14 protein-coding genes are annotated in these 16,038 nt (G+C 72.3%); 11 read left to right on the top strand and 3 right to left on the bottom strand.

Annotated features, from left to right (window positions below; translation table 11 throughout):
- Nucleotides 1-51 precede the first annotated feature (51 nt).
- Nucleotides 52-1,239, bottom strand: coding sequence for a helix-turn-helix domain-containing protein (locus tag ACY34M_RS08795; RefSeq protein WP_462716163.1), 1,188 nt, complete (start codon nucleotides 1,237-1,239; stop codon nucleotides 52-54).
- Between the two features lie 122 nt (nucleotides 1,240-1,361).
- On the opposite strand from ACY34M_RS08795, the gene ACY34M_RS08800 reads away from it, so the two are divergent.
- Complete coding sequence (locus ACY34M_RS08800; protein WP_462716601.1) at nucleotides 1,362-2,762, top strand: cell division protein PerM; 1,401 nt, start codon at nucleotides 1,362-1,364, stop codon at nucleotides 2,760-2,762.
- Between the two features lie 32 nt (nucleotides 2,763-2,794).
- Here ACY34M_RS08800 and ACY34M_RS08805 read toward each other — a convergent pair whose 3' ends face one another.
- Nucleotides 2,795-3,607 carry a hypothetical protein gene (locus ACY34M_RS08805; RefSeq protein WP_462716162.1) on the bottom strand — a complete coding sequence of 271 codons (813 nt, stop codon included), beginning with the start codon at nucleotides 3,605-3,607 and terminating at the stop codon, nucleotides 2,795-2,797.
- Between the two features lie 289 nt (nucleotides 3,608-3,896).
- Between ACY34M_RS08805 and purN the strand changes: the two genes are divergently transcribed.
- Nucleotides 3,897-4,571, top strand: a complete 675-nt coding sequence (purN, locus tag ACY34M_RS08810; RefSeq protein WP_462716161.1) for a phosphoribosylglycinamide formyltransferase — start codon at nucleotides 3,897-3,899, stop codon at nucleotides 4,569-4,571.
- Nucleotides 4,568-6,142 carry a bifunctional phosphoribosylaminoimidazolecarboxamide formyltransferase/IMP cyclohydrolase gene (purH, locus tag ACY34M_RS08815; protein ID WP_462716160.1) on the top strand — a complete coding sequence of 525 codons (1,575 nt, stop codon included), beginning with the start codon at nucleotides 4,568-4,570 and terminating at the stop codon, nucleotides 6,140-6,142. The genes purN and purH overlap by 4 nt, the downstream gene beginning before the upstream one ends.
- A gap of 91 nt (nucleotides 6,143-6,233) precedes the next feature.
- Here purH and ACY34M_RS08820 read toward each other — a convergent pair whose 3' ends face one another.
- Entirely contained in the window at nucleotides 6,234-6,983 is a 750-nt protein-coding gene (locus ACY34M_RS08820; protein WP_462716159.1) for an RDD family protein, read from the bottom strand.
- A 216-nt stretch (nucleotides 6,984-7,199) separates the two neighbouring features.
- Here ACY34M_RS08820 and ACY34M_RS08825 point away from each other — a divergent pair, with 216 nt between their 5' ends.
- The 8 genes from ACY34M_RS08825 to ACY34M_RS08860 all read left to right on the top strand — a co-directional run bounded on the left by ACY34M_RS08825 (nucleotide 7,200) and on the right by ACY34M_RS08860 (nucleotide 15,990).
- Nucleotides 7,200-8,063, top strand: coding sequence for a bifunctional methylenetetrahydrofolate dehydrogenase/methenyltetrahydrofolate cyclohydrolase (locus ACY34M_RS08825; protein ID WP_462716158.1), 864 nt, complete (start codon nucleotides 7,200-7,202; stop codon nucleotides 8,061-8,063).
- Nucleotides 8,064-8,082: 19 nt separating this feature from the next.
- The gene (locus tag ACY34M_RS08830) at nucleotides 8,083-8,505 is read left to right on the top strand and encodes a DUF3017 domain-containing protein (protein ID WP_462716157.1); all 423 of its coding nucleotides are present in this window, start codon (nucleotides 8,083-8,085) and stop codon (nucleotides 8,503-8,505) included.
- Nucleotides 8,506-8,783: 278 nt separating this feature from the next.
- A complete protein-coding gene (locus ACY34M_RS08835) occupies nucleotides 8,784-9,839 on the top strand; it encodes a helix-turn-helix domain-containing protein (RefSeq protein ID WP_462716156.1) in 1,056 nt (351 codons plus the stop codon).
- Between the two features lie 294 nt (nucleotides 9,840-10,133).
- Nucleotides 10,134-11,126 carry a malate dehydrogenase gene (locus tag ACY34M_RS08840; protein WP_462716155.1) on the top strand — a complete coding sequence of 331 codons (993 nt, stop codon included), beginning with the start codon at nucleotides 10,134-10,136 and terminating at the stop codon, nucleotides 11,124-11,126.
- A 226-nt stretch (nucleotides 11,127-11,352) separates the two neighbouring features.
- Entirely contained in the window at nucleotides 11,353-13,110 is a 1,758-nt protein-coding gene (locus ACY34M_RS08845) for a hypothetical protein (protein WP_462716154.1), read from the top strand.
- Nucleotides 13,097-13,462: a hypothetical protein gene (locus ACY34M_RS08850; RefSeq protein WP_462716153.1), complete on the top strand. Its 366-nt coding sequence runs from the start codon at nucleotides 13,097-13,099 to the stop codon at nucleotides 13,460-13,462. Before ACY34M_RS08845 ends, ACY34M_RS08850 begins: the two co-directional genes overlap by 14 nt.
- Nucleotides 13,459-14,277: a hypothetical protein gene (locus tag ACY34M_RS08855; protein WP_462716152.1), complete on the top strand. Its 819-nt coding sequence runs from the start codon at nucleotides 13,459-13,461 to the stop codon at nucleotides 14,275-14,277. The genes ACY34M_RS08850 and ACY34M_RS08855 overlap by 4 nt, the downstream gene beginning before the upstream one ends.
- A gap of 210 nt (nucleotides 14,278-14,487) precedes the next feature.
- Nucleotides 14,488-15,990, top strand: coding sequence for an aldehyde dehydrogenase family protein (locus ACY34M_RS08860; protein ID WP_462716151.1), 1,503 nt, complete (start codon nucleotides 14,488-14,490; stop codon nucleotides 15,988-15,990).
- Nucleotides 15,991-16,038 lie beyond the last annotated feature (48 nt).

Consider the following 16,038-nt stretch of genomic DNA (forward strand, 5'->3'; position numbering starts at 1 on the left):
GCACAGCAGTGGGCCCGCACCGGTGACGGTGCGGGCCCACTGCTCTTCGCGCTACTCCGTTCTGGGCGTGAGCCGCTCCGGGCCCCCGCTCAGCCGCTCCCGCAGCTCCTTGCGCAGCTCCAGGTCCGCGGGCGTCAGCGGCTCCGGACCCGTCAGCGGTGGTACGCCGGCGATCGGTGAGCCCGGCGCGGGGACCGGCTCGTAGTGCGTGGGCGCCATCCGCACGGTCAGCGCCGTCGCGCCGATGATGAAGACCGTGAAGGCGACGGCGGCCCGCGTCCAGAACCGGGTGCGCCGCTCGCCGCCGCTGCGCACCAGCACGGAGCCCGGCGCGTCCAGCTTCTCCGCGCTCGCCAGCTCCGTGAGCCGCTGGTGCAGCTGCTCGGGGACGGCGAGGCCGGGCAGCCGCCGGGCGACGGCCTCACGGGCGTGCAGGATGCGGTTGGCGGCGGCCGGGGTGCTGGCCTCCGTCTCCGCCGCGGTCTCCGGCAGGTCCAGGCCCACCCCGTCGTACAGCAGCAGCGTGCGCCGGTAGACGGGCGGCAGGTCCAGGAGCGCGCCGAGCAGCTCGCGGTCCGCCGCGTCGGCGGGCGGGGCCTCCTGCTGGCGGTGGCCGGGGCGCAGCCCGTGCCACGGCGACATCGCGTACTCGTACGCCGCCGCGCGCACCCAGCCCGCCGGGTCCGGGTCGACCGCCACCTCGGGCCACCGCTGCCAGGCCTGCTGGAACGCGCGCTCGACGGCCTCGCGGGCGAGGATCCGGCGCCCGGTGAGCAGATAGGTCTGCCGTACGAGGAACGGCGCGGCGTGCGTGTACAGCGCGTCGAAGGCCTCGGCGGCGGTACGGGCGCGGGCGGCTGCCGCGACGGGTTCCGGCTCCCGCTCCGCGACGGCCGTGGCGGTCTCCTGTATCGCGACGGGCCGCGCGACCGGCTGCGGTGCCGACTCGGGAGCCGGCTCCGGGGCCGGCTCTGCGGCGGTCGGCGCCGGCGTCGGCATCGGCGTCGGCGCGGTCGTCGCCGGGAACGGCCCCTCCGCGGCGATCAGCTCCGCCAGAAGCCGTGCGTACGTCTCCCGCTTCTGACCCTTTGGAGTGGTACGGCCGGCTTCCCAGCGGCGGACGGTTTCGCGTGTCACGCCGACCTTCTCGGCGACCTGGTCCCTTGTAAGCGATCCGGCCTCGCGGAGCCTACGGCGCTCCTTGGGCGGCGGCAGTGGTGTGGCAGCGCCCTGCGTCATCGTGAACTCCACACACCCTTTCGCGCGAAAAAGAACATAAACGTATCTTGTGCGACACATCCGGGCTTCGCCTGTTGCGCGAGGTAAGGGCGTGTCGTTGGGAGCATGGGCCCGTGACCCAAATGACCGGCCATGGACTGTCGTTGCCCGTACTCCTGACCCGGCTGCGGGAACGGGCTCCCGGCCCCGTCGCGGGCGCTCTGCGCGGGGCCCTCGCGGCGGGGCTCGGGCTCGGCGCGTGCGCCGTCCTCGTGATGGTGCTGTGGATCAGCTCGCCGTTCCCCGACAGCGGCTCCGGCGGCGCTCTGCACACCGCCGCCGCGCTGTGGCTCCTGGCGCACGGCGCCGAGGTGATCAGAACGGACACCCTGTCCGGGGTTCCCGTGCCGCTGGGAGTCAGTCCTCTGCTGCTGCTCGCGTTGCCGCTGTGGCTGGTGCACCGGGCGGCGCGGGACGCGGCGGAGGAGGCCGAGACCGTGGCCGGGTCCTGGGCCGGGGTGACGCTCGGCTATCTGGCGGTGGCGTCGGCTGCCGCCTACTACTGCGCGGGGGGCGAGATGCGCCCCTCGTGGGTGAGCTGTGTGGCGCACCTGGTCGTGCTGACCGTGGGAGCGGCGGGCTTCGGGGTGTGGACGGCGCACGGACGGCCGTACGGGCCGCTGCCGGAGCCCCTGACCCGGCGGGTCCCGGAAGGGTTCCTGCGGGAGGTGGCGCCGGTCGTCGTGCGGGCGGCGGCGGCCGGGGTGCTCGCGCTGGTGGCGGGCGGGGCGCTGCTGGTGGCCGTGGCGCTCGTCTGGCACGGGGAGGCGGTGCGGGAGTCGTTCGTGCAGCTCACGGGGGCGTGGTCGGGACGGTTCGCGGTGCTGCTGCTCTGCGTGGGCCTGGTCCCGAACGCCGCCGTCTGGGGCGCCGCGTACGTGCTCGGGCCGGGCGTCGTGCTCGGGGCCGGGTACACCGTGGGGCCGCTGGGCAGCTCGGGGGCCGCGATGCTGCCCGCGTTCCCGCTGCTCGTGGCGGTGCCGAAGGCGGGGGACGGATCGCCGCTCACCTGGGCCGTGGGGGCGGTCCCCGTGCTGGCGGGAGTCGTCGTGGCGGTGTTCGTGCTGCGGGGCGGCGAGGGGTGGACGTGGCGGCGGCTCGCGGGCTGTGCGGCCGCGGCCGGGGTGCTGTGCGGGGTGGCGATGGGGTGCCTGGCCGGGGCCGCCGGTGGGGCGCTCGGCCGGTCGGCGCTCGCGGACTTCGGACCGGTGGGGTGGCTGACCGGGGCGGTGGCCGCGGGGTGGATGTGCGCGGTGGGGGTGCCGGTCGTGTCCGCGGTGTGGTGGTGGCGGGAGCGGCGGAACCGGGCCGACGAGCCGGCCGACGAGCCGGAGGAGGCGGTGAAGCCGGTGCGGGCCGAGCAGCCGGCACCGGCGCAGCCGCCGAAGGACGAGCCGTTCGACTTCTACGACTTCTTCGACGAGGAGCCGAGCACTTCAAGCCCCTCAAGCCCCTCAAGCCCCTCAAGCCCTTCGGGCGACTGAGGAGCGGGGGGAGCGCGTCCCGGCCGGGTGGGTCAGCGCTCACCCAGCAACGGGCGGAGCTCCTTCGGCAGCAGGTCCTCGCAGGACTTCTTCGCCGCGTTGGTCAGCGCGTCCGCACGGCACTCGTAGTAGTCGCTGTAGACCAGCTTCGCCGTGAACAGGGACGCCACCATCGCGAGCGCCAGCGCACCCGTGACCAGGCCGCTGATCGCCGCCGTTGTCTGCGGGCGCGCGGCCTCGGAGCCCGCGGCGGGGCGCGGCGTCGCGGGAGCCGGGGTGTCCGGGTCCGCCGGGGCGGCCGGGCGGGACTTCATGCGCAGGGCGCTGACACCCCAGTACAGGGCGAGCACGCCGAGCAGCAGGGCCACGTACGGCCAGCTGAACAGGGCGAAGAAGAAGCCCCACATGCCGGACAGCAGGGCGAAGCGCGCGCGGCGCTGCGCCGGGTCCGTCGGGTCCCAGCGCATGCCGCCGGGGCCGGGGCCCTGCCCGCCGTTCTGCCCCTCGGGGCCGTTGCCCCCGCCGTTGCCCGGACGGTCGCCGAAGCGGCCGCCGCGGGCGGGGCCGGGCTGCCGGTCGCTCCACTGGCCGCCCCACGGGGAACGGCCGCCGTTCTGTCCGGAACCGGAGTCGGATCCGGAACCCGGGTCGGAGCCGGAGTCCGAGCCCTCCGGGCGGCGCGGCTGCCACGGGCGGTCGGGCGCGTCCTCGGGCGGCGGCGCGAACGGATTGTCGTCCTTGATGCCACCCGACTCCTTGGACTGCGGCGACGGCGGCGTGGGCCGGCCTTCGCGCGGCAGGACGGCGCCGACGGGCAGCGTGAGGCGAAGGCTTCGGTCCGGCATCAGATGTGCGTCTTCCCCTAGGTCGTCGGTCACGGGCCGCCCGGCGCGGCACGACGTGGCGTTCTCCACGTCAACGTCCGATGGCCGCCGAGCGTTCCGTTCCGCCGACGCTACCTCTCGTCCCGCCCGCCGCCCACCGCCGCCCTTCCAAAGGATTGCTTCGCAATGCCCCTCCTGATCCCCCGTCCCGTGGGGGCCGTCGGCAGTGCCGGTATCGTTGCTGCCGGTCGGCCGCTTCGTAGGGTTCCCCGTATCGGGACAGGCGAAGCGTTCATGCGAACGCACAAAGATGCCGCCGTACAGGCCGACCGCGCAACGTAGCTCCCCTAGAAAGGGCCCCGTCGTGGCCAAGGCCAAGCGCCTCGTCGTGCTGGTCTCCGGATCAGGAACGAACCTCCAGGCACTCCTCGACGCGATCGCCGCGGAGGGGACCGACGCGTACGGCGCGGAAATCGTGGCCGTCGGCGCCGATCGCGAGGGCATCGCGGGCCTGGAGCGCGCCGAGCGCGCGGGCCTGCCCACCTTCGTGTGCCGCGTGAAGGACCACGCCACCCGCGAGGAGTGGGACCGTGCGCTCGCCGAGGCCACGGCCGCGTACGAGCCGGACCTGGTGGTGTCGGCGGGGTTCATGAAGATCGTGGGCAAGGAGTTCCTGGCCCACTTCGGCGGGCGGTTCGTGAACACGCACCCGGCCCTGCTGCCCAGTTTTCCCGGTGCGCACGGTGTGCGGGACGCGCTCGCGTACGGCGCCAGGGTCACCGGATGCACCGTCCACTTCGTCGACGACGGCGTCGACACCGGCCCGATCATCGCCCAGGGCGTGGTCGAGGTCCGGGACGAGGACGACGAAAGCGCTCTGCACGAGCGCATCAAGGAAGTCGAGCGCACGCTGCTCGTCGATGTCGTGGGGCGGCTCGCCCGTAACGGCTTCAGCATTGAGGGACGAAAGGTAGTCATCCCGTGACCGCGGAAAACACCCCCGGAAGCAACAAGCGGCCCATCCGCCGTGCACTGGTGAGCGTCTACGACAAGACCGGTCTGGAGGAGCTCGCGCGCGGGCTCCACGAGGCGGGCGTCGAGCTGGTCTCCACCGGCTCCACCGCCGGGAAGATCGCCTCCGCCGGGGTGCCGGTCACCAAGGTCGAGGAGCTGACCGGGTTCCCCGAGTGCCTCGACGGCCGCGTGAAGACGCTGCACCCGAAGGTGCACGCGGGCATCCTGGCCGACCTGCGCCTGGAGGACCACCAGAAGCAGCTCGCCGACCTCGGTGTGAAGCCCTTCGACCTGGTCGTCGTGAACCTGTACCCGTTCAAGGAGACCGTCGCCTCCGGCGCCACCCCCGACGAGTGCGTCGAGCAGATCGACATCGGCGGCCCCTCGATGGTCCGCGCCGCCGCCAAGAACCACCCGTCGGTCGCGATCGTCACCAGCCCCGAGCGGTACGCGGACGTCCTCACGGCGGCCAAGGAGGGCGGCTTCGACCTCGCCACCCGCAAGCGCCTGGCCGCCGAGGCGTTCCAGCACACGGCCTCGTACGACGTGGCCGTGGCCGCCTGGTTCGCCGATGACTACGCAGCCGCCGACGACTCCGGCTTCCCGGACTTCACCGGCGCCACGTACGCGCGCAAGAACGTGCTGCGCTACGGCGAGAACCCGCACCAGGGCGCGGCCCTCTACGTCGACGGCACGGGCGGCCTCGCCGAGGCCGAGCAGCTGCACGGCAAGGAGATGTCGTACAACAACTTCACCGACACGGACGCCGCGCGCCGTGCCGCGTACGACCACGCCGACCCCTGCGTCGCGATCATCAAGCACGCGAACCCGTGCGGTATCGCCGTCTCCTCGAACGTCGCCGAGGCGCACCGCAAGGCCCACGCCTGCGACCCGCTGTCCGCGTTCGGCGGCGTCATCGCGGTCAACCGCCCGGTGACGAAGGAGATGGCCGAGCAGGTCGCCGAGATCTTCACCGAGGTCATCGTCGCGCCCGACTACGAGGACGGCGCCCTCGAAGCCCTCACCAAGAAGAAGAACATCCGCGTGCTGCGCGCCCCGAACGGCCCGGCCGCGAAGGTCGAGACGAAGCAGATCGACGGCGGCGCGCTGCTCCAGGTCACCGACCGGCTCCAGGCCGACGGCGACAACCCGGCCTCCTGGACCCTCGCGACCGGCGACGCCCTCTCCCCGGGCGAGCTGGACGAGCTGGCGTTCGCCTGGAAGGCCTGCCGCGCGGTCAAGTCCAACGCGATCCTGCTCGCCAAGGACGGCGCCTCCGTCGGCGTCGGCATGGGCCAGGTCAACCGCGTGGACTCCGCGAAGCTCGCCGTCGAGCGGGCCGGCGAGGAGCGGGCGCGCGGCTCGTACGCCGCCTCCGACGCGTTCTTCCCGTTCCCCGACGGGCTGGAGATCCTGACGGCCGCGGGCGTCAAGGCCGTGGTCCAGCCGGGCGGTTCGGTCCGTGACGAGCTGGTCGTCGAGGCCGCCAAGAAGGCGGGCGTGACGATGTACTTCACCGGCACGCGCCACTTCTTCCACTGAGTCCTGCCGGCCGACCTTCGTCGGCGCACGAGAAGGGCCCGCCGGTTGCGACCGGCGGGCCCTTCTCGTCGTACGGGTACGAGACGCGGCGTCAGGAGTTCGTGACGACGGCGGTCTTCGCGGCCTTGTCGTGCCAGCCCTGCAGGCGGCCCGACTTGTCCCAGAACGGGGAGAGGAAGACGAGGAGCTGGCCGATGCCGCAGGCGATCACACCGGCGATCGGGATCAGAATGCGCACGAGCGCCCCGCCGAAGCCCGGCTTGCCACCGGTCTCGGCGTTGACGACGCGGATGCCGACGGCCATCTTGCCGAGGGTGGCGCCGACGGTGGCGATCATCAGCCACTCGTAGAGGAACATGATGAGGTAGACGACGCCGACGGTCGCGAAGGTGGCGGCCAGCACGCCCGACGAGGCGTCGTCCACGCAGGACTGGTAGTCCGACGCGTACGGGTCGCAGTCCTTGATCGTGGACGCGGAGCCGATGACGCCCACGAAGGTGAGGATGGCGTTGATGATTCCGATCAGCACGCCGTCGATCAGGCGGGCGCCGAAGCGGCGGCCCATCGAGGCCGGGCTGCCGGGGCCCGCCTGCGGGAAGTTGCCGTAGCCGGGACCGCCCTGCGGGTACGCCCCGTACGGCTGGCCGGGCTGCTGCTGCGGGTAGCCGTAGCCCTGGCCGGGCGGCTGCTGCTGCGGGTAGCCGTAGCCCTGCTGCGGCGGGACGCCCTGCGGGGCCTGCTGGGGGTACTGGCCGGGCTGCTGCGGGGGCTGCTGGCCGTACGGGTTGTTCTGGGGCGGCTGCTGCTGGCCGTAGGGGTTGTTCGGGTCGCCGAAACTCATGGCGTGATCCTCCGGAGAGCGGATGGGGACGGAGCGGATCGGCGGAGGATCACCACGGCTTAGCGGTCGCCCGGAGCGGCAGTCCCCCCTGCCGCTGATCCGCGGCACTGCGCGGATCATGCTCGTAAACCGGACACCCTTCTGTCCAGTGGGCCTTCGAGGCTGTTGTGCAAGTGCAACTTGGGCTAATCCCGGCCGTCCTGAAAGAATGGCGCCATGACCGCCCAGATTCTCGATGGCAAGGCCACCGCAGCCGCGATCAAGTCCGATCTGACCGCCCGCGTGGCGGCGCTGAAGGAGAAGGGGGTCACGCCGGGTCTCGGCACGATTCTCGTCGGGGAGGACCCCGGAAGTCAGAAGTACGTGGCCGGCAAGCACCGCGACTGTGCGCAGGTCGGCATCGCGTCGATCCAGCGCGAGCTGCCCGCGACGGCCACCCAGGAGGAGATCGAGGCCGTCGTCCGCGAGCTCAACGAGGACCCGGCCTGCACCGGCTACATCGTGCAGCTGCCGCTGCCCAAGGGCATCGACGAGAACCGCGTCCTGGAGCTGATGGACCCGGACAAGGACGCCGACGGCCTGCACCCCATGAACCTCGGCCGCCTCGTCCTGAACGAGCCGGCGCCGCTGCCCTGCACCCCGTACGGCATCATCACGCTGCTCCGTAAGCACGGCGTGGAGATCAAGGGCGCGGAGGTCGTCGTCGTCGGCCGTGGCGTCACCATCGGCCGGCCGATGCCGCTGCTGCTCACCCGCAAGTCGGAGAACGCGACGGTGACGCAGTGCCACACCGGCACCCGTGACCTGTCCGCGCACCTCAAGCGCGCCGACATCGTCGTGGCCGCCGCGGGCGTGCCGCACCTGGTCAAGCCGGAGGACGTGAAGCCGGGCGCCGCCGTGCTCGACGTCGGCGTCTCGCGCGACGAGAACGGCAAGATCGTCGGCGATGTGCACCCCGGCGTCGCCGAGGTGGCCGGCTGGATCTCGCCGAACCCCGGCGGTGTGGGCCCGATGACCCGCGCCCAGCTCCTCGTGAACGTGGTCGAGGCCGCCGAGCGGGACGCGAACGGTGTCGGCTGACGCGGCCGGAGGAGTGGCCATGGGAACCGCAGAGGACGCCGGGGGCCCGAAGAAGGCCGGCAGCCGCCGCTTCCCGCTCTTCACGCGCGACACCGCGCGCCCGGAGGGCGGCGGCAGGGCCGCCGGTGGCGACGCGCCCGCGCCCGCCCGTCAGTGGCCGCTGATCGCGGTCCTCTCGGTGACGGCGCTCGGACTGCTGCTGACCGCCTTCGGCCTGTTCCGGGTCGGCACGATCCTGGTGGGCGTGGCGCTGCTCGGCGGGGCCGTGCTGCGCTGGATGCTGCCGGACGTCGGGATGCTGGCCGTGCGCTCGCGCTTCACCGACATGATCACGTGCGCGGGCCTCGGCCTCGTCATCGTGCTGCTGGCGATGATGGCGCAGCCCGACCCGTGGCTGAAGATCCCCTTCCTCCAGGACACCCTGCACTTCACGGTGCGCTGAGCGAAGCGCTCTTCACCGTGCGGTGAGCACGGAACCACCCCACGTTACCGGCGGGGCCTCCCTGTTGGAGGCCCCGCCTCCTTTTGTGGTGATCTCCGGCACGTTCTTGGGGTTTTCTGCACCTGGAACGCGGTGCACGCTGTCGAATGACCCCATACGCCCCCGGCTCGGGAACTGCCGTCCAGGTTTCCCGCATCCCAATGGGTAGCCAGTGGGGGCCGAAGCGCGACGCGCGGCGCGGGGGAACAGGCACGCGGGGGAAGAGGGGGAAGGGCGATATGCCTCGTTGGAAGGCGCTACCGGACGAACTCGACCCGCAGGTCAGGGAGTTCGCCGGTCAGCTGCGCCGACTTGTGGACCGCAGCGGCCTGGGCATCGCCGCGCTCGCGGACCGCACCGGGTACAGCAAGACGTCGTGGGAGCGGTACCTGAACGGCCGGCTGCTCGCCCCGAAGGGCGCCGTCGTCGCGCTCGCGGAGGTGACCGGCACCAATCCCGTCCATCTGACAACGATGTGGGAGCTCGCGGAGCGCGCGTGGAGCCGGTCCGAGATGCGCCACGACATGACCATGGAGGCCATCCGGATATCCCAGGCGCGGGCCGCGCTGGGCGAGTTCGGAGGTCCTCCGCAGGGCGCGCAGGCCACCCGGACCAAGCCCGCCAGGCCCGCCAAGCAGGGCAAGTCGGCCAAGCCGTCCGGACCGGGGCGGCAGGCCGGGTCGGCCGGGCAGGCAGGACCCGTCGCCGTCTCGCCGACCGTGCCGCCGCAGGCCTCGGCGCCGAGCGTCGACCAGTTCGGCCCGCCGCCCGTGCTGACCCCTCCGGAGAGCCCGCGCGGGTCCGGCGGCGGTCGGCGGCGGCTGTTCATGTTCGGGGCGGGGGCCCTGGGCGCGGCCCTGATCCTCGCCGTCGGCTTCTTCGCGCTCAAGGGGAACGACGGCGGTGGCCCCGAGGCCACGAAGTCGCCCTCGCCGAGCGCCAGCGCGACCCAGCTGCCCTCGGGCGTCAAGTGCGTCGGCGCGAGCTGCGGCGGCAAGGACCCGGAGGCCATGAACTGCGGCGGTGACCTCGCCCAGAACTCGACGGAGGCCGTGATCGGCACCGTCACCGTCCAGGTCCGCTACAGCAAGACGTGCAAGGCGGCGTGGGGCCGGATCCAGGGGGCGGCTCCGGGGGACGTCGTACGGCTCCAGAAGGGCACCGACTCCTCGAAGAAGGTCACGGTCAGCGCCTCGGACACGGACGCGTACACGCCGATGATGGCCGTCGACGCGGCCTCCGACGTGAAGGCGTGCGCGACGCTCGCGGGCGGGCAGCGGGGCTGCACCCGCTAGGTCGAGTGCAGGATCGTGCGCGTGTCCGTGCGCATGGGTGCGCGACTTCGGGGAAGGCGCACCGCTACCCCCACGGGAGTACGCAGTAGCACCCCCACGGCGGCCGCCTGAGCCCGTTCTCTCCCGGGGCTCGGCGGCCGTCCGCATGTTCGGGCCTTGGCACGGCCGAGTGTGCTGTGGGGCGAGCCACATGTACCTGTGGTTCCCGTGCGGGCAGGGCGCGATAGCCTGACGAACGGATCTCTTGATACCAAGAGATCGATCAAATTGACCTGCTGTCCTACGGAGAACGCCATGACCCGCACTCCCGTGAACGTCACCGTCACCGGCGCCGCCGGCCAGATCGGCTACGCACTGCTCTTCCGCATCGCCTCCGGCCAGCTGCTCGGCGCGGACGTGCCGGTCAAACTGCGTCTCCTGGAGATCACTCCGGCGCTCAAGGCCGCCGAGGGCACCGCCATGGAGCTCGACGACTGCGCCTTCCCGCTGCTTCAGGGCATCGAGATCACCGACGACCCGAACGTGGCCTTCGACGGCACCAACGTCGGCCTCCTCGTCGGCGCCCGCCCGCGTACCAAGGGCATGGAGCGCGGCGACCTCCTCGAGGCCAACGGCGGCATCTTCAAGCCGCAGGGCAAGGCCATCAACGACCACGCCGCGGACGACGTCAAGATCCTCGTCGTCGGCAACCCGGCGAACACCAATGCGCTGATCGCCCAGGCCGCCGCCCCGGACGTACCGGCCGAGCGCTTCACCGCGATGACCCGCCTCGACCACAACCGCGCGCTGACGCAGCTCGCGAAGAAGTCGGGCGCCACGGTCGCCGACATCCAGCGCCTGACCATCTGGGGCAACCACTCGGCGACCCAGTACCCGGACATCTTCGCCGCCACGGTCGCGGGCAAGCCCGCCATCGAGGCCATCGGCAACGACGAGAAGTGGCTGGCCGAGGAGTTCATCCCGACCGTCGCCAAGCGCGGTGCCGCGATCATCGAGGCCCGTGGCGCGTCCTCGGCCGCCTCCGCCGCCAACGCCGCGATCGACCACGTCCACACGTGGGTCAACGGCACGGCCGAGGGCGACTGGACCTCCATGGGCATCCCGTCGGACGGCTCGTACGGCGTTCCGGAGGGCATCATCTCGTCCTTCCCCGTCACCACGAAGGACGGCAAGTACGAGATCGTCCAGGGCCTGGAGATCAACGACTTCTCGCGCTCGCGCATCGACGCGTCCGTGCAGGAGCTCGTGGACGAGCGCGAGGCCGTGCGTGGCCTGGGCCTGATCTGATCCACGCCTGACGCTCATGTGACCCGCGCGGTCACGGCGGCTGCCCCTCGGACACCCGGAACAACCGGGCGCCCGAGGGGCAGCCGCTTTTCTGTGGTCCCACCACACGTCATGCGGACTATTCAGTTCTGCATGTCACTGCTACGTCCTATGCTTTTCCCTCATCAACTGCCGCACGGACACGGGCAGTTCGAACAGTCATCATCGATGGCACCGGGGGAGTGGTGTGAGCACCGCCTATGTTCCACAGCAGTCGTCATCCGAGGCCGACGTCGGGGCGGTGGGACCGCCCTCGTCGGCGAAACCGCCGCACGCCAGCGAGGCCACCCGGCTGCTCTGCGCCGGCGCCTATCTCGACCAGGGCTACCGGGACCGGGTCATCGAGCAGCTGCATCTGTACGAGCAGCGCATCGCGGCCCCCTCGCTCGGCTTCGACGCGGCCCGCGTCCTCGCGCACGCGTTACGCGCCCGGCGCATCGAGGTCGCCTGGTCCTGGGCGGTGCTCGGCCTGTGGGCGGTGGGCCTGCCGCTGACCGACTACTGGATCCTCGCGTTCCTGCTGCCGTCCGCGCTGCTCGCCCTCGGCGTCTGGATCCGCGGGCCCGGCGTGCGGCCGCCGATCTACCGCCGGGTGGTCGCCTGGTACGTGCGCTGGTGGGGGCGGCTCCTGCTGGTGATGCTGCTGATCTCCACCGTGGCCATGGTCACCAGCGGCGGGGACGACTACGACAGCACTTCCTACGAGATCCGCTCGGCCCTGAGCGACGTCCTGCCCGACGCTCTGAGCTGGATGATTCCTCAGGGCGTCGGTTCCGGTGACGCCCTGCACGGCTGGCTCACGCTGCTCCTGCTCGCCCTGATCGCCGCCTGCGTGGGCGCCCAGCGCAGCCAGTTCGCACGCGCGCTCGGGGCCGAGCTGTCCGAGGCGCGGTTCGGGGACGCGACCGCCGACCCGGCCGAGAGCGCCGAGGGGGCCCGCTTCCAGCGAGTGAAGCGGCGCATCAGGGTCGAGCAGCACGCACCGCTGATCATGTACCACGCGAACCGCCCGTTCTGCGGGGCCGGCGAACCGGTCGACACCTGGACCCTCGCCGTCGAGCTGCGTCCCGACGGGATGAAGAAGCAGCAGCCGATCAACAACCGGAAGATCCTGGAGCAGATCCGGCCGCTGCTCGAACAGCTGCGGCTGCCCGCCGAGTTCGCGGGCACCACCGTGCGCGACCGGCTGCGCTGGCTGGAGATCGACGAGTGCGTCTTCCTGCCCGCCGAGGGCCTCGCGCACCGTGAGGACGCCCCCTACCGGCCGGAGGACTTCGAGGCGCACCGGACCCGGTCCGTCGAGGAGGGCGCGGAGAAGCGCCGGCACTTCCTGCGGATCCGGGTCGGCGGCTGGGAGGAGGAGCTGGTCGTCACCGTCTTCGTCCGCGTCCACACGCAGGGCCGGATGCTGATGCTGGAGATCGCGCCGCACGTCCTCGCTCCGCTGCGCGAACCGTTCCAGAACGCGGACCGCACCGCCCACCAGTTCCGCCACAACAACCCGCTCGGCAAGGCCGTCTGGGCCTTCGCGCGGGTGGCGGGTTCGCCCGTGCGCTCCCTCGTCACCATCGGCCGCTGGGCCGGCTACGGCTGGCAGGTGCTCACCGGCGGGCACGGCAGCGCGCTGCCGGACGGCCCCGCCGAGTCGGTGCGCGAGCTCGGCTCGGAGGGCCCCGGCTCGCTGTTCCAGCAGATGGATGTCGAGCGCTACCTCAAGTCGATCCAGGACCGCATCGCCAACGGAGTGCTCCACGCGCTCGCCGAATCCGGCTACCGGACCGGCGAGTTCGTCCAGAAGATCGTGAACATCAGCAGCGGCGGCGTGAACATCGACCGGGTCGAGGACTCCACCTTCGCCGTCGGCAGCCACGCCCGCGCGACGTCGGGAGCGACCGACGGCACCACCAAGAACGAGAAGGGATCCGAGGATCATGACAGCGAGTGACGAGCCCTCGGTCAACATCGGTGACGTCCACGGCAGCACGTTCGCCATCGGCAGCCACGCCCGCGCGGAGAGCCACACGAACAGCGCGCCGCAGACCGACGAGGCGATGCGGGAGCTGCTGGAGGCGGTGCGTGCGCTCCGCGCCGACCTGCCCCGGCTCCGGGACGAGGACGGACAGGTGCGCACCCTCGACGCCGAGCTCGCGGAGACGGAGGGCGAGATCACCCGCACCGGCCGGGCCCCGGCGAGCCGGATCGAGCGGCTGCGCGCGCTGCTCGGCGACTCGCAGTCGGTCGTCTCGCTGCTCGCGTCGGCCGGGACGGTGGCCGGGATGCTGGGGAACCTGAGATGAGCGGACGCCACTGGAACGAGGAGACCCAGCGCTGGGAGGAGGCGGGTTCGGGCCCCGGGGTGGTCTCGTCGCCGCCTCCGCCGCGGCCGGATTTCGCCCCGCCCGCGCCCTGGCCCGGACCCGAGGAGCAGGAGCCGCCCCCGCCGTCGCCCGGCCGGAACCGGCGCTTCGCCCTGGTGCTGCTGGGCGCGGCCGTGCTCGGCGCCGCCGTCGCGACGACGGTGGTGCTGCTCGGCCGCGGGGACGACCCGCAGCCGCAGCCGGATCCGAAGCCGCCCAGCACGTCCCCGGCGCCCACCAGCCCCGCTCCGACGTCCGCCACTCCCACTCCCTCGCCGAGCGGCGAGCTCCCCGCCGGCTACCGGCAGGTGGCCGACCAGGCGGGCTTCGCGCTCGCGGTGCCCGAGGGCTGGGACCGCAGCGAGAGCAAGCAGGGGGTGTTCTACACGTCGCCCGACGAGTCCTCGCTCATCCAGATCTTCACCATCACGGAGCCGGACACCACACCGCTCGAATCGCTCCAGGCCGCGTCCGGGACTCTTGCGGACAGCCTTGCGAAGGACGGGTACGAGGAGGTCTCACTGGAGGAGGCGTCGGCCCCCGAGGGAGCCTCGGACGAGGTCACCGACGACGCGGCCGAGCTCGTCTACGCGTACGACAGCGAGAAGCTGGGCGCCCGGAGAAAGGTGGTCGACTTCTCGTTCACCGCTCAGAGCGGCAAGCAGTACGCGGTGCTCGTCGCGGGCCCGGAGTCCGAGTGGCCCGAGCAGCGGAACCGGCTCGCCGTCGCGTTGTCGCGGTTCGCGCAGGAGTGAGAGAGCCGTGAGAGCGGGGACGAAGCGCCCCGCTCTCACGCTGCGTCGCCGCACGCCCCCGTGGCGTGCCGTGACTCAGCACACTTTTGGTGTCGCACGGGCATGCTTCCCGTCCGCCGGGGCAGGGGCCTGCATCGTCACCGTAGAGACGCCGAGAGGGCGTTTTGCGGTGCTCGGGGGACATTCCCGGAACGGAAGGCGAAGCAGGTCGTGTCAGTGCAGAACACCATTCATGTCGACGGAGAGTGGCGCGGGGCCGCAGCAGGGGCCGCGCGCGAGATCCTCGACCCTGCGGATGCCAAGCCCTTCGCCGTGATCGCCGAGGGCGGCACCGAGGACGCGGACGCCGCGATCGCCGCCGCCCGCAGGGCCTTCGACGAGGGCCCCTGGCCGACGACGCCCGTCGCCGAGCGCGCCGCGCTGCTGCGCCGCGTCGCCGACCTCCTCGTACGGGACCGGGAGAAGATCGGCCTCCTGGAGAGCCGGGACGCGGGCAAGACCGTCGAGGAGGGCCGCGTCGACGTCGACTGCGTCGCCGACGCCTTCCGCTACTTCGCGGACCTCGTCATCGGCGAGGGCGCCGGACGCGTCGTAGACGCCGGCTCCGACGACATCCACAGCGTCGTCGTGCACGAGCCCGTCGGCGTCTGCACGATGATCACGCCCTGGAACTACCCGCTCCTCCAGGCGAGTTGGAAGATCGCCCCGGCGCTCGCCGCGGGCAACACCTTCGTCATCAAGCCGAGCGAGATCACTCCGCTGACGACGGTCGTGCTCGTCGAGCTGCTGGTCGAGGCCGGGCTCCCCGCCGGCGTCGCCAACATCGTGACCGGCCCCGGCGCCACCGTCGGCGCCCGCCTCTCCGACCACCCCGATGTCGACCTCGTCTCCTTCACCGGCGGACTGGTCAGCGGCACCAAGGTCGCGCAGGCCGCGGCCGCCGACGTCAAGAAGGTCGCGCTCGAACTCGGCGGCAAGAACCCCAACGTCGTCTTCGCCGACGCCTGCGAGACGGACGAGGACTTCGACACCGCCGTCGACCAGGCCCTCAACGCCGCCTTCATCCACAGCGGCCAGGTCTGCTCCGCCGGCTCCCGGCTCATCATCGAGGAGTCCGTGCGCGAGCGCTTCGTCGCCGAGCTCACCCGCCGCGCCGAGAAGATCCGCCTCGGCCGCGGCACCGAGGACAACGTCGAGTGCGGCCCGCTGGTCAGCGAGCAGCAGCGCGACAAGACCGAGGACTACGTCGCCTCCGCGCTCGCCGAGGGCGCCGTGCTGCGCTGCGGCGGCAAGCGCCCCGAGCCGTCCGACGTCCGGCCCGCCACCGGCTACTTCTACGAGCCGACCGTGCTCGACCAGTGCCACCGCGAGATGCGTGTCGTGCGCGAGGAGACCTTCGGGCCGATCCTCACCGTCGAGACCTTCCGCACCGAGGACGAGGCCGTCGCCCTCGCCAACGACACCGAGTACGGTCTCGCCGGCGGCGTCTGGACCACCGACGCCGGCCGCGCCCGCCGCATGGCGCGCCGCCTGCGCCACGGCACCGTGTGGATCAACGACTTCCACCCCTACCTGCCGCAGGCCGAGTGGGGCGGTTTCGGAAAGAGCGGCGTGGGCCGCGAGCTGGGCCCCGCCGGGCTCGCCGAGTACCGCGAGAGCAAGCACGTGTACCAGAACCTGGCGCCGAAGCCGGTCCGCTGGTTCGCGGGCTGACACCCACCCGCTCCGAGCACACCCCCGTCCCCATCACGCGGAGCACGG

This window comes from Streptomyces sp. EDA2-14 (genome assembly GCF_054963755.1).